At 71.3% G+C, this 12,712-nt stretch carries 12 protein-coding genes; 4 read left to right on the top strand and 8 right to left on the bottom strand.

What is annotated here, in order from left to right; all coding sequences use genetic code 11:
* Positions 1-221: 221 nt before the first annotated feature.
* Positions 222-1,562: an SGNH/GDSL hydrolase family protein gene (locus ACZ4N4_RS06530; RefSeq protein WP_467585101.1), complete on the bottom strand. Its 1,341-nt coding sequence runs from the start codon at positions 1,560-1,562 to the stop codon at positions 222-224.
* Positions 1,563-1,848: 286 nt separating this feature from the next.
* On the opposite strand from ACZ4N4_RS06530, the gene ACZ4N4_RS06525 reads away from it, so the two are divergent.
* Both ACZ4N4_RS06525 and ACZ4N4_RS06520 read left to right on the top strand, forming a co-directional pair.
* On the top strand, positions 1,849-3,111 hold the full coding sequence (locus ACZ4N4_RS06525) for a DUF445 domain-containing protein (protein WP_467585353.1): 1,263 nt from the start codon (positions 1,849-1,851) through the stop codon (positions 3,109-3,111).
* A gap of 71 nt (positions 3,112-3,182) precedes the next feature.
* Positions 3,183-4,694, top strand: a complete 1,512-nt coding sequence (locus ACZ4N4_RS06520) for an MFS transporter (RefSeq protein WP_467585098.1) — start codon at positions 3,183-3,185, stop codon at positions 4,692-4,694.
* A gap of 59 nt (positions 4,695-4,753) precedes the next feature.
* Here the strand turns inward: ACZ4N4_RS06520 and ACZ4N4_RS06515 are convergent, their stop codons facing one another.
* From ACZ4N4_RS06515 to ACZ4N4_RS06500, 4 genes are all read right to left on the bottom strand, one after another.
* Positions 4,754-5,122 (bottom strand): cytochrome C oxidase subunit I, encoded by a 369-nt coding sequence (locus tag ACZ4N4_RS06515; protein ID WP_467585096.1) that lies wholly within the window; start codon positions 5,120-5,122, stop codon positions 4,754-4,756.
* Positions 5,119-6,813 carry an aa3-type cytochrome oxidase subunit I gene (ctaD, locus tag ACZ4N4_RS06510; RefSeq protein WP_467585093.1) on the bottom strand — a complete coding sequence of 565 codons (1,695 nt, stop codon included), beginning with the start codon at positions 6,811-6,813 and terminating at the stop codon, positions 5,119-5,121. The genes ACZ4N4_RS06515 and ctaD overlap by 4 nt, the downstream gene beginning before the upstream one ends.
* 174 nt (positions 6,814-6,987) lie before the next feature.
* Positions 6,988-8,493: an alginate lyase family protein gene (locus ACZ4N4_RS06505; RefSeq protein ID WP_467585091.1), complete on the bottom strand. Its 1,506-nt coding sequence runs from the start codon at positions 8,491-8,493 to the stop codon at positions 6,988-6,990.
* A gap of 66 nt (positions 8,494-8,559) precedes the next feature.
* A complete protein-coding gene (locus ACZ4N4_RS06500) occupies positions 8,560-9,018 on the bottom strand; it encodes a hypothetical protein (RefSeq protein ID WP_467585088.1) in 459 nt (152 codons plus the stop codon).
* 144 nt (positions 9,019-9,162) lie between these two features.
* On the opposite strand from ACZ4N4_RS06500, the gene ACZ4N4_RS06495 reads away from it, so the two are divergent.
* A complete protein-coding gene (locus ACZ4N4_RS06495) occupies positions 9,163-10,122 on the top strand; it encodes a GlxA family transcriptional regulator (RefSeq protein WP_467585085.1) in 960 nt (319 codons plus the stop codon).
* 125 nt (positions 10,123-10,247) lie between these two features.
* Here the strand turns inward: ACZ4N4_RS06495 and ACZ4N4_RS06490 are convergent, their stop codons facing one another.
* Positions 10,248-10,550, bottom strand: a complete 303-nt coding sequence (locus ACZ4N4_RS06490) for a hypothetical protein (protein WP_467585082.1) — start codon at positions 10,548-10,550, stop codon at positions 10,248-10,250.
* A gap of 233 nt (positions 10,551-10,783) precedes the next feature.
* On the bottom strand, positions 10,784-11,212 hold the full coding sequence (locus tag ACZ4N4_RS06485) for a hypothetical protein (protein ID WP_467585079.1): 429 nt from the start codon (positions 11,210-11,212) through the stop codon (positions 10,784-10,786).
* A gap of 93 nt (positions 11,213-11,305) precedes the next feature.
* Between ACZ4N4_RS06485 and ACZ4N4_RS06480 the strand changes: the two genes are divergently transcribed.
* Positions 11,306-11,431: a hypothetical protein gene (locus tag ACZ4N4_RS06480; protein ID WP_467585076.1), complete on the top strand. Its 126-nt coding sequence runs from the start codon at positions 11,306-11,308 to the stop codon at positions 11,429-11,431.
* On the opposite strand, the gene ACZ4N4_RS06475 is transcribed toward ACZ4N4_RS06480, so the two are convergent.
* Positions 11,409-12,698 (bottom strand): hypothetical protein, encoded by a 1,290-nt coding sequence (locus ACZ4N4_RS06475; protein ID WP_467585073.1) that lies wholly within the window; start codon positions 12,696-12,698, stop codon positions 11,409-11,411. The genes ACZ4N4_RS06480 and ACZ4N4_RS06475 overlap by 23 nt on opposite strands.
* Positions 12,699-12,712: the final 14 nt, after the last annotated feature.

Raw genomic sequence — 12,712 nt, 5'->3', positions numbered from 1 at the left:
ACCGGTTCGCGGCGCACCACCGGCCCGCAGGCCCCCACCGGCCGTCACCGGTTCGCGGCGCACCACCGGCCCGCAGGCCCCCACCGGCCGTCACCGGTTCGCGGCGCACCACCGGCAGGTCCGGCACCGCCGGATACCGCCGTCGCGGCTGATCGCCGTTGTGGCGGGCCACGCGTGAGCCGGAGTGTCGGTGGGCTCGACCGGCCGTGAGGGGCGCTCCCTCACAGTTCCGTCGAGCCGCCGCCCCTCAAGTCGGTCAGGGTGAACGTGTCGGCCATCTTCGCGAACCCGCTGTCGTTGGGGTGGAGGTGGTCGCCGGAGTCGTAGTAGGGGCGGAGACGGTTCGGCGCGTAAGGGTCCCGCAGCGCCTTGTCGAAGTCGGTCACCGCGTCGTACACCCGCCCCGCCCGGATCCGCTCGTTGATCTCCTGGCGAACCGTTTCCCGCGCCGGCGACCAGCCACGGTGGCCCTGGAAGGGCATCAGCGTCGCCCCCACCACCTTGAGCCCGCGCGCATGCGCCGCCCGGACCAGCCCGCGCAGCCCGGCGACGACCGCGTCGGGGTCGGCCGGCAGGCGGTTGCGCACGATGTCGTTGATCCCGAGATCGATGACGACGACCTTGACGTTCGGACGGGACAGCACGTCACGGGCGAAGCGCCCGACACCGCTCTGGTTCTCCGCCGGCCGCCCGAGCCCGTCCGTGAGGACCTGGTTGCCGCTGATCCCCTCGTTGACCACGCTGTAGCGCGGCACGTCAAAACCCCCCGCCACGGCCCGCCGCAGCCGCCCCGCCAGCACGTCCGGCCAGCGCCGGTTCGCCCCCGGCGTCGAGGTGATCCCGTCGGTCAGCGAGTCCCCGAACATCACCACCGTGCCCACCGAGTCGTCGCTGAGCACGTCCAGCGCGGTGAGATACCGCCAGTACGGCGTCTGCCCGGTGTACGCGGACGCGCCCGCGTCCTGCGTACGGTCGCCGTCCGCGACGTACGACACCTGACGGGCCCGCGGGTGGTAGGTCACCGGACCTGACGGCGTCGGGGAGTACGTCGTGACCAGCACGTCCGCGCCCCGCTCCACCCGGATCGCCACCGGGTCGCCGACCACCTGCCCGCCTGCCGGCACGACGACGGACGCGGAGCCGCCGAAGGTAAGCCGCCGCATCGTCCCGGCGTCGGCCGCCGCCGTGTCGTGGCCGGCCGCGAGGGCGATCGAGGCGTGGCTGATGGTGAGCGCCGACTGGCCGTACAGGTTGGAGAGCGTGATCCGGGCGCTGGTACCGGCCGCGGTCGTGTGCACGACGTTGCGCACCGACCGGCCCGCCAGCCCCTCCGTCTCGGTGCCCGGTTCGCCGCCCACCGGGGACGCCGACCAGGCGCCGACCCAGTTGCCGGCCGATGCGGGCGCCGCCGAGGCGCCGTGGTGGCGGCCCCCGCCGCCCGTGACGGCGGCGCTCCGGGACGAACCGTCGGCGGCGACGCCGGCGTAGAGGGCGGCGGACAGGGCCACGATCAGCGCGACGACCGCGCTGAGCAGGGCGTAACCGTGGTGACGCCGGGTCATGCGTGTTCAGTTCTCCTCGAACGACGGGCAGGTCTCTGACGGGCGGTCCTGCCGGAGTTTTCCGAAGAGACAGACGGTGGGAACTCTTGTTCCGTTCCAGGAGTAGGTCGGGAAGGGACAATATGTGCGGGATCACCATGAGGGTGAGACCGGCTGCGAACGGGTGGAGCAGATGGAGGAACGTACGCAAACGCCGGACACCGACGGCCGCGCGCTCGGTCGGGCGGACGGCCACGGGGACGGCCGGGCGGGGAGCACCGCGTCCGGCACCCCGTCCTACAAGTCCATGAACGCCTTCACGCCCGCCGACGAGGAGCGCCAGCGCGGCGTACGGCGCATGAAGACCACGGCGACCGGCCTGCTGCTGCTCGTCGCCCTGGTGTACGTGCTGGCCAAGTGGGCGTCCGGCGCGGGCGCCGGCTCGTGGGCGGACTACGTGGCCGCGGCGGCCGAGGCGGGCATGGTCGGCGCGCTCGCCGACTGGTTCGCGGTGACCGCCCTGTTCCGGCACCCGCTCGGCCTGCCCATCCCGCACACCGCGATCATCCCGACGAAGAAGGACCAGCTGGGCGTCTCGCTGGGCGAGTTCGTCGGCGAGAACTTCCTCTCCCAGGACGTCGTACGCCAGCGGCTGCACGCCGTCGGCATCGCCGGCCGGCTCGGCGCGTGGCTGGCGGAGCCGAAGAACGCCGACCGGGTGACGGCGGAGCTGGCGACCGCGCTGCGCGGCGCCCTGACCGTGCTGCGCGACTCCGACGTGCAGGCCGTGGTCGGCGAGGCCATCACCCGGCGGGCCGACGCCCAGGAGATCGCCCCCGGCATCGGCAAGATGCTGGACCGGGTCGTCGCCGACGGCGGTCACCGGCGGGTCGTGGACCTGGTCGTCAGCCGGGCGTACGACTGGCTGGTGCAGCACGGGGACTCCGTGATGGACGCCGTGCAGGGCGGGGCACCCGGCTGGACGCCCCGGTTCGTGGACCGGCGGGTCGGCGAGCGCGTCTACAAGGAACTGCTGCGCTTCTGCGCCGAGATGCGGGACATGCCCTCGCACCCGGCGCGCGGCGCCCTCGACCGTTTCCTCTCCGACTTCGCGAACGACCTCCAGTCCGACACCGACACCCGGGCCCGGGTCGAGCGGCTCAAGGGCGAGGTCCTGGGCCGGGGCGAGGTGCAGGACCTGATCGCGTCCGCCTGGACGTCCGTACGGTCCATGATCGTCTCGGCGGCCGAGGACGAACGCAGCGAGCTGCGGCTGCGCGTCCGCGCCTCCCTGATCTCCCTGGGGGCCCGGATGGCCGGCGAGCCCAAGGTCCAGGACAAGGTCGACAGCTGGGTCGAGGGCGCGGCCGTGCACGTCGTGTCGACCTACCGCAAGGAGATCACCTCCCTGATCACCGACACCGTGGCGGGCTGGGACGCCGAGCACACCACCCGGAAGATCGAAGCGCACATCGGCCGCGACCTGCAGTTCATCCGGATCAATGGCACGGTGGTGGGGTCGCTGGCCGGAGTGCTGATCTTCACTGTGTCGCGGGCGCTGGGCGCGTAGGGCGCATCGATCGCCCGGAGCGGGGCACTCGGTCGGGGGTTTCGGTTCTCTCGCCGGCCGAGGAGGCGCGGATGGCTACGGGTGCGGATGTGGGCGTGGACGGGGTGGGCGGCGGCCAAGGCCGCGGCCGGACGATCACCTCCCGGATCCCGGCCCGCCTGGACCGTCTGCCCTGGTCCCGCTGGCACTGGACGATCGTCATCGGCCTGGGCACGGTCTGGATCCTGGACGGGCTCGAGGTCACGGTCGTGGGCAACATCGCGAGCCGCCTGTCGGAGCCGGGCAGCGGGCTCGCGATCTCGTCGTCCCAGGTCACCGGCACGGCGGCGGCGCTGTACGTGGCCGGCGCCTGCGTCGGAGCCCTCTTCTGGGGGCGCCTGACCGACCGCCACGGCCGCAAGAAGCTCTTCATGATCACCCTGGCGGTCTATCTGGCCGCCACCGCCCTGACCTCGATCTCCTTCGCTCCGTGGTGGTTCTTCATCTTCCGCTTCCTGACCGGCTTCGGTATCGGCGGCGAGTACGCGGCGATCAACTCCGCGATCGACGAACTGATCCCGGCGTACTACCGGGGCCGCGTCGACCTGATCATCAACGGCAGCTTCTGGGTGGGCGCGGTCGGCGGTTCGCTGCTCTCGATCGTCGCGCTGAACACGGACTTCCTGGCGAAGGACGTGGGATGGCGCCTGACCTTCGCGCTGGGGGTGGTCCTCGGCCTGGTCATCCTGCTGGTACGACGCAACGTCCCGGAGAGCCCGCGCTGGCTGCTGATCCACGGCAGAGAGCGGGAGGCGGAGGAGATCGTCTCCTCGATCGAGAGCCAGGTGGAGGCCGAGAAGGGCGAGCCGCTCCCCGAGCCGGCGAGCGAGCTGGTGATCCACCAGCGCTCCGGCGTCACCTTCCGCGAGATCGCCCGTACGATCTTCCACGACTACCGGCGCCGGGCCGTCCTCGGCTTCTCCCTCTTCATCGGCCAGGCGTTCCTCTACAACGCGATCACCTTCGGCTTCGGCGCGATCCTCACCAAGTTCTTCGACGTGCCGACGGGCGACACGGGTTACTACTTCGTGGTCATCGCGGTCGGCAACTTCCTGGGCCCCCTGCTGCTGGGCAAGCTCTTCGACACGGTGGGCAGGCGGGTGATGATCTCGTCGACATACCTGCTCTCGGGGGTGCTGCTGTTCCTGACGGCGTGGCTGTTCGACCGAGGTGTGCTGACCGCGGGGACGCTGACGGCGTGCTGGTGCGCGGTGCTGTTCTTCGCGTCGGCGGGAGCGTCCAGCGCGTATCTGACGGTGTCCGAGATCTTCCCGATGGAGACGAGGGCGATGTCGATCGCGTTCTTCTACGCGCTGGGCACGGCGGCGGGCGGCATCAGCGGTCCGCTCCTGTTCGCCGACCTGACCGGGACGGGCAAGGTGGCCGACACCGTCCTGGCCTTCCAGATCGGCGCGGGCCTGATGTGCGCGGCGGGGCTGGTGGCGGTGGTGTGCGCGGTGAAGGCGGAGCGCCGGTCACTGGAGGACGTCGCCACCCCGCTGACGGCGGCGCCGCCGGGCGGGGCGGCGAAGGCCTCCGCGTAAGGGTGGGGGACAGGGGCTTCGGCCGCCCGGTGACACGGCCGCGCGGCCCAGGGTCGGGCTCAGCGGCCCAGTGACACCGCCGCCGCCACGAAGGCGGCGCCCCCGCACACGGCCAGGGCCCAGCCCGCACAGCGCGCCCGCAGCCCGCGGTACCGCCGCTCGTACTCGCCCCGCAGGGAGACACACCGGGCGGCGATCCGTTCGAGGTCCTGCCGGGCGCGCTTGAGACTGTCCTCGACGTAGTGGCGTTCGACCTCGTCACGCTGGGACGTGGTCAGCCAGTCCAGGTGCCCGGTGAACTCCCGGGCCCGCTGTTCGGCCTCCGCGATCCTGGCCTGCCACAGCAGGTAACCCTCCACCTCGTTGGCGAGGTCTCCGTCGGCTCCCCGCTGCGGCCTGCCGCCCACCCGGTGTCCCGCGTCCGTCATGAGTGGATGCCGTGGGCCGCGGCCTCGGCCAGGGCGATGTCGGGGTGGTGCAGATCGAACGCCGGGGACTCGCTGCGGATCCGCGGCAGGGTGACGAAGTTGTGCCGCGGCGGCGGGCAGGACGTCGCCCACTCCAGCGAACGGCCGTAGCCCCACGGGTCGTCGACGCCGACCGGCTTGCCGTACCTGGCCGTCTTCCACACGTTGTAGAGGAACGGCACCATCGACAGGCCGAGCAGGAACGAACCGATCGACGAGACCGTGTTCAGCGTGGTGAAGCCGTCCTGCGCCAGGTAGTCGGCGTACCGGCGCGGCATGCCCTCGGCGCCCAGCCAGTGCTGCACCAGGAACGTGGCGTGGAAGCCGATGAACAGCGTCCAGAAGGTGATCTTGCCGAGCCGTTCGTCGAGCATCTTGCCCGTCATCTTCGGCCACCAGAAGTGGAAGCCGGAGAACATCGCGAAGACGACCGTACCGAAGACCACGTAGTGGAAGTGGGCCACCACGAAGTACGAGTCGGAGACGTGGAAGTCCATCGGCGGCGAGGCCAGGATGACCCCGGTCAGACCGCCGAACAGGAACGTCACGAGGAAGCCCGTCGCCCACAGCATCGGTGTCTCGAACGACACCGAGCCCTGCCACATGGTGCCGATCCAGTTGAAGAACTTCACCCCGGTCGGTACCGCGATCAGGAAGGTCATGAAAGCGAAGAAGGGGAGCAGCACGCCGCCGGTGACGTACATGTGGTGCGCCCAGACGGTGATGGACAGGCCGGCGATCGAGATGGTGGCCGCGACCAGGCCCATGTAGCCGAAGACCGGCTTGCGGGAGAAGACCGGCAACACCTCGGTCACGATGCCGAAGAACGGCAGCGCGATGATGTACACCTCCGGGTGGCCGAAGAACCAGAAGAGGTTCTGCCACAGGAGCGGGCCGCCGTTCGCCGCGTCGAAGACGTGGGCGCCGAACTTGCGGTCCGCCTCCAGCGCGAACAGCGCCGCGGCGAGGACCGGGAAGGCGAAGAGGACCAGGACGGCGGTCAGCAGCACGTTCCAAGTGAAGATCGGCATGCGGAACATGGTCATGCCCGGCGCACGCATGCAGATGATCGTGGTGATGAAGTTGACCGCGCCGAGGATGGTGCCGAAGCCGGAGAAGGCCAGACCCATGATCCACATGTCGGAGCCGAGGCCCGGTGAGCGGATCGCGTCCGACAGCGGGGTGTAGGCGAACCAGCCGAAGTCGGCCGCGCCCTGCGGGGTGACGAAGCCGCCGACCGCGATGGACGAGCCGAACAGGTAGAGCCAGTAGGCGAACATGTTCAGCCGCGGGAACGCGACGTCCGGCGCCCCGATCTGCAGCGGCATGATCCAGTTCGTGAAGCCCGCGAACAGTGGTGTCGCGAACATCAGCAGCATGATCGTGCCGTGCATCGTGAACGCCTGGTTGTACTGCTCGTTCGAGATGATCTGCAGACCGGGGCGAGCGAGTTCGGCGCGCATGAGCAGCGCCATCACACCGCCGATCAGGAAGAACGCGAACGACGTGATCAGGTACAGCGTGCCGATCGTCTTGTGGTCGGTGGTGGTGAGCCACTTGATGACGACGTTGCCGGGCTGCCGGCCTCGCAGGGGCACCTCGCTGTCGTAATGCGGGACGGCCGAGTGCTCGGGGTCGTTGAGAACGGTCACCTGTGTGTGTCTCCAGACGCTCGCGGTTCACCCGCACCATGGCTGACTCTCCGGCCATCCTGGCCGCTCGGAGCGGGGAGAGAAGCCCTGAGCCGCCCGCCGTACGGCCGATCGGGCGGTCAGGACCCACGAGTGGAGCAAACCCGGTGCCGGTCCGGCCCCGGCGGACGGCGCCTACTCGGCCGGGCGCCCCCGCTCTCGCCCTCGCCTCCGGAGCAACAGCAGCCCGCCCGCCAGCGCGGTGATCCCGGTGGCCGCGGCCCATCCGACGACATCACCGGACCCGGTGGCCGCGAGGTCGCCGCCCTTGCCCGGGACCGACGGGGAGGACGACGCCGGAGCGGCTGCGTCTGCGGCTACGTCTGCGTCTGCGTCTGCGGATACGGAAGCCGGTGCCGGCGCCGATGCCTTCGGAGTCGGGGAGGACGTCGCACCCCCTACCGCCTCCGTCCGGTCCCGCGTGAAGGTCAAAGTCCCGAAGCCCAGTTGGTCGTACCCCCCGCTGTTCGGCCCGTAGTCCCCGCCGCCGCCCTCCGGCGCGGCCTTCGCCGCGATCCGGGTGACGTAGGTCGCCGGTAGTCCCCGCCGCTTGGTGTAGTGGTTGGCGATCATCGCCCAGACGGGTCGCGTCATCGACGGATCGACGCCCGCCGCGGCCGTCGCCGTCTCACTGCCCGACCACCCCCCGATCGCTCCCTTCCGCCGCGTGTTCGCGGTGTACGGCACCTGCCCGCCCATGCTCCACTTGGCGACGTACTGCGCCCCCTTGAGGAACCGGCTGTCGTCGTACCCGTACAGGTCGATGCCCTGGTTCCAGGCCATCTCGCAGAACGTGCCCATCAGCCCGACCCCGAGCAGCGCGTGTCCCTGGTCGCGCCCCGCCTCCAGCCACTCGCCCAGCCCGCCGCCCGCCTCCTCGTCGTACACGACGGGAATGGCGTTCCTGATCGCTCCGAGCCCGTCGCCGTGCTTGAAGTAGTCGACCGCGCGGGCGACCTGGGCCCGGTCGTCGCAGAAGACGCCGGTGGCCAGGACGCAGGCCATGGCGGCGAGGTCCCAGTTGGTCCAGTAGTTGGAGACGACGGCGCCGTTGTGCCGGACCAGGAAGTCGTCGCTGGGGGTGGCGAAGAGCTCGCTGAGCATCTCCTGGAACCGGGAGAGCTCGAAGTCCCCGTGGTCGCGGACGAGTTCGGCGGCGTTGGCGAACTGGTAGCCGTACAGCCCGGCGGCCAGGAACCGGTCGGCGGACCCGTTGACCGCGGTGAGGGTGGACGACCAGGCGTTGAGGACGGTTACGGCGGTGTCGGCGTACTCGCTCTCGCCGGTCACGTGGTAACGCAGGGCGTTCTGGTAGGCGGCGTGAATGTCGTTGTAGAGCAGCGCGTAGTTCTCCGGGGTGCCCGAGCCCCGGTAGACCACGGCCTGCGGCCGCGCCTGCCAGCCGCTCCGCGCGTGCCGGTTGGCGGTGAGCCGGGCGAACCCGGCCGTGTAGGGCGCGGCGCCCGCCCGCACCTTGGCGGCCATGCGGTCGAGATCGGTACGGGTGTGCAGCAGGCCGGGGTGGGCGAAGGCCCCGTCGGCCGCCGCGGCGGGCCGGACCGCCGCGGTGATCCCCGTGGCGGCACCCACCGTCGCTCCCGAGGCCTTCAGCAGGCTCCGGCGGCTGATCTGTCGAGTCATGTGCATGCCCTGGGAGACGGGCGGCAACGGCCCCGATAACAGAAACCGGGGGGGGGGGGGGGCGGCTCAGGCGCCGGTCGTCGAGCCCGGACGCACGATCATCAGAACCGTCACCGTGGCCCAGAGGAGATTGAACACCCCGGTGAACATGGCGAGTCGGGCCGTCGCCCGCCGCGTCACGCCCGCCGTGCCGGCCTCCAGCAGCGCGCTCTGGCGAGGCAGCACCAGCGCGGCGAGGACGACCGCCGCGAGTGCGGTGAGCGCGATCGACGTGATCAGCCAGGCGCTGCCCAGCACATGCATATTGCTCGCCGTGGCGAACCCGAAGACGGGGACGACGACGCCGACGACGGCGTACACCCGGCAGATCCGGTACAGCAGCCGAAGGGTCTCGGCGGCGCGGACGTCGTCCGGCGCCTCGATGGCGCGGCGGGCGGCCGGCGGGAACATGCTGGCGGCGACGGTGACGGGACCGATCGCGACGATCGCCGCGAGGACATGGACGGCGAGGAGGAACTTGGTCACGGCCTCGACCGTAGGCGGCCGGAGGATCTTGCAGAAGCGGCGATACTGCCACCACTCAACGGATTCTCGCCAGCCGCGCGTCCCGCTGCCTCCGTATATCCGCCCCCGGTTGGCGACAACCCGTCGAACAGGTACGTTCCTGCCATGCACACCGTCGCCGTACTGGTCCTGGACCAGGTCATCCCGTCCGACTTCACCGTGCCGATCGACACCTTCGGCTGGGCCCGGCTGCCCGACGGCCGGGACGCCTACCGGGTCCGGGTGTGCGGGCAGGCGGGCGAGGTGACCGCGGCCGGCGGCGCGTTCACGGTGAAGGCGCCGTACGGGCTGGACACGCTGGCCGAGGCGGACACGATCATCGTCCCGGGCGTCGCGGATCCCGCGTACGTCCTCCCGGCCGAGGTCGCCGACGCCCTGTGCGCGGCGGCGGCGAACGGCACCCGGATCGCGTCGGTCTGTGTCGGGGCGTTCGTCCTCGCGGCCACCGGCCTCCTCGACGGCCTGCGCGCCACCACGCACTGGGCCGCGGCCGACACCCTCGCCGCGCTGCACCCGGACATCGACATCGACCCGAACGTCCTCTACGTCGACAACGGCCAGTTCCTGACCTCGGCGGGCGCGGCCGCGGCCATGGACATGTGCCTGCACATGGTCCGCACGGACTACGGTTCGGCGGTCGCCGCCCACGCCGCCCGGATGTCGGTCATGCCCCTGGAACGGGAGGGCGGCCAGGCCCAGTTCATCGTCCACGACCAGCCGCCGGCGCCGGCCGGTGCCACCATGGAGCCGCTGCTGAGCTGGCTGGAGGACAACTGCGACCGGGACCTGACGCTGGAGGAGGTCGCGGCACGGGCCGGCATGAGCACCCGTACCCTCAACCGCCGCTTCCGCGACCAGACCGGCACGACCCCGCTGCAGTGGCTGCACCGGGCGCGGGTGCGCAGGGCACAGCACCTGCTGGAGACCACCGCGCACCCCGTGGAACGCATCGCGACCCAGTCGGGCTTCGGCTCCCCGACGGCGTTCAGGGAGCGGTTCCGCAGGGTCGTCGGGACGAGCCCGCAGGCGTACCGGCGGGCGTTCCGCAGCGCGGACAGGCCCTAGCGGGAGTCCGCGTTCGGCCGTGTCCCGAAGGGGCGCGGAAAACTGGGCGACCAGCTACGACGGTGCCGCGGCCGGGTGCCGGCCAGGCACGGCACTTCCGGCGGCGCGCTCGGCGCGGACGCCGCTCAGGCGCGTCGGTCGGCGATCGCCCAGGACGCCAGTGCCACCGCACCGGCCACGCCGAACACGGACGGCCAGGCGCCGACCTTCTTGGCCAGCGGATGCGATCCGGCGAACGCGGCGACATACGCGACGGACAGCGCCCCCGCGGCCTTCCCGCCCGCCCGCTGCCGCCACTGCTGCGCGGCGACGCCCCCGGCGACGGCCAGCACGGCCCCGCCCAGCGGCCGCTTCTTCGTCCACCGGGCCACGCCGTACCCTCCGACAAGCCCGCTCGCGGCGATCACCGAACTGGGAACCCTGGCCATGCCTGTCTCCTTCTGCCACCTTCTGCCTGGTTTCCCGAGGCTAACCCGGTGGCGGCCGCACCGACCGAACATGAGTGGACCCGTGTCAATGCTGGGGAACCGACGCAATGCGGCTCCGGAGGTGACGGAATGCGCCGAGCGGGGGCAGCGGGCCGGGTGGCCGCCGCGTTCGTGGCACGCCGGCCGGCCACTCTGAGCGTCGCAGTCGGCCGGCCCGACGAACCCGTTGCTGGTCAGCAGTTGATGGGCGGGTTACCCGAAGCGACTCGGCAGAAGTCCGACCCGAGTCCGCCGTCGACGGTGCCGGCGTTCGGGCCGACGGAGAGGAAGTCGCCGTCGGCGCCCCCGAGGATCCTGCCGGTCGCCGTGGTACCGGCGTTGGCCGTGATGGAGTCGCCGCCGGCGCCCCCGTCGACGGTGCCGGCAACGATGCCGTTGACGACGATGTAGTCGCTCCCGCCCGAGCCGTTGACGCTATCGCCCACGGCAAGGGCGCCGCAGCTGATGTAGTCGGAGCCGGCGGTACCAGTGACGGTCGTACCCGACACGGGAAGGCCGTTGACCGTACATGAAGTCAGGGCTTGTGCAGGCGTCGCGGTCAGGGCGAGGGGAGCGGCCGCGAGGGTGGCGGCGCAGAGCGTACGCATCGCGTATCTGATCATGTGATGAGTGGTTCACGACGACTTCATGATCGCAATTCTGCGCCATCGGGGACTCTGCCGTTCGGGGTGGTTAGCCGCCCGGACGGGTCACAGATGCGCACCCGCCGCCCGGCCACGCACCTCACCGTCGTCCCGCACGCCGCCCACGACGTCCACCTGGACGCCCCGGCGGAGCTGTACGAGACGATCACGGCCGTCATGACCTCCACTTGGGGCTGAGGGCGATGGCGCGCAGCTGCTTCATGGTCAGCGCCGGGGCGGTGCGGGTCGCGGCGGTCGCCTGGGAGCCGGAGTTGAAGGCGCTGATCACCACGCGGAAGCCGTCGGTGCGCATGGTGTCGACGGTCCACATGACGACCCCGTCGCCGCCCTTCTCCCCGGGCCCCTGCCGCTCGGCGACCTTCGTCCCGTCGGGGAGGGTCTCGGACCCCGCCCCGAACAGATCCCCCGCGACATCGGACATGTCCGGCTGCACGTTGATCTGGACGAGACTCCTGCCCTTGCCGTCGTCGACGACGACGTAGGTGAACTGGTCGTCGTCATCGCTCCCGTGCGCCACGACCTTCACCCCCTCCGGAATCAGCGAGGCGAGGGTCTGCCGGATCGCCTTGCCCCCGTCGCCCTGGGCGATGGGCGGCTCCTGGGTCTGCCGCGGATCCTCCGGGATGGCGTCGACGACCCCACGCCAGTCCTTCGCGGCGGCAAGCACCTTCAGCTGGGCGGCGGACAGCGGAGGTTGCTCCCGGCTGATCGGCGCGTCCTTCTCGGCGGCGGCGTTCCACTCGCTCACGGTGACGTGATGGCCGTCCGGAGTGACGAGGTTCGCGGTCCAGAGCTTGGTGTCCACCCGCCGGTCGGGATACTCGTACCCCTTGAGGACCGTCACGACGGAAGCGTCGGGCAGATGGCTGGTCGCACAACTGTCGTACGGGATATAGACCTTGTCCGGGCAGCGGACGGCCTGCCGGGCGTCGTAACCGCCCGGCGCCACCCGGTTCACGGCGACGCTGATGGCGGCGGCGCCGTGACCGTCGTCGTACACGAGCTGCGCGTACGGCGCCACGAGCGGCTGGCCCTTGTCGACTCCCCGGCCCTCCGCCTTGCTGAACTCACCCTTGGGCAGCAGCTTCTCCAGCGTGCGGATCATCTCGTCCGAGGTGGCGGCGTGACCGTCGGGGGACGGCGTGACGTGCGGGGCCGTACCCACGGAGGCGGGCGGCCGTACGGACGACGACCCACCCCAGGGCACCAGCAGCGCACCGCCCACACCGGCGAGCGCGACACCGGCGGCGCCGCCCAGCACGGTCGCCCGCCGCCGCAGCCTCAGCCGCCGCCCCCGGGCCGTGCCGGCGGCCGCGAGTGCGCCCCGGTCGGTGTCGAAGGTGTCGCCGGCGTCGTGCAGGAGGGCGGAGAGCCGGCCCTCAAAGGCATCGCTACTGCTGTCGCTACTGCTGTTTCCGTCGCTGTGCTGCTGCTTCACGGGCATGACGAACCACCGTT

This window comes from Streptomyces sp. NPDC026538, from assembly GCF_055567535.1.
This window is presented reverse-complemented; position numbering and strand designations above follow the sequence as displayed.

What these genes read in the sequence shown, in the direction of transcription:
- ACZ4N4_RS06530 (WP_467585101.1), bottom strand. Translation starts at nt 1,562, where the DNA reads ATGACCCGGCGTCACCACGGTTACGCCCTGCTCAGCGCGGTCGTCGCG.
- ACZ4N4_RS06525 (WP_467585353.1), top strand. Translation starts at nt 1,849, where the DNA reads ATGAACGCCTTCACGCCCGCCGACGAGGAGCGCCAGCGCGGCGTACGG.
- ACZ4N4_RS06485 (WP_467585079.1), bottom strand. Translation starts at nt 11,212, where the DNA reads ATGATCAGATACGCGATGCGTACGCTCTGCGCCGCCACCCTCGCGGCC.
- ACZ4N4_RS06490 (WP_467585082.1), bottom strand. Translation starts at nt 10,550, where the DNA reads ATGGCCAGGGTTCCCAGTTCGGTGATCGCCGCGAGCGGGCTTGTCGGA.
- ACZ4N4_RS06495 (WP_467585085.1), top strand. Translation starts at nt 9,163, where the DNA reads ATGCACACCGTCGCCGTACTGGTCCTGGACCAGGTCATCCCGTCCGAC.
- ACZ4N4_RS06505 (WP_467585091.1), bottom strand. Translation starts at nt 8,493, where the DNA reads ATGACTCGACAGATCAGCCGCCGGAGCCTGCTGAAGGCCTCGGGAGCG.
- ACZ4N4_RS06475 (WP_467585073.1), bottom strand. Translation starts at nt 12,698, where the DNA reads ATGCCCGTGAAGCAGCAGCACAGCGACGGAAACAGCAGTAGCGACAGC.
- ACZ4N4_RS06515 (WP_467585096.1), bottom strand. Translation starts at nt 5,122, where the DNA reads ATGACGGACGCGGGACACCGGGTGGGCGGCAGGCCGCAGCGGGGAGCC.
- ACZ4N4_RS06520 (WP_467585098.1), top strand. Translation starts at nt 3,183, where the DNA reads ATGGCTACGGGTGCGGATGTGGGCGTGGACGGGGTGGGCGGCGGCCAA.
- ACZ4N4_RS06480 (WP_467585076.1), top strand. Translation starts at nt 11,306, where the DNA reads ATGCGCACCCGCCGCCCGGCCACGCACCTCACCGTCGTCCCGCACGCC.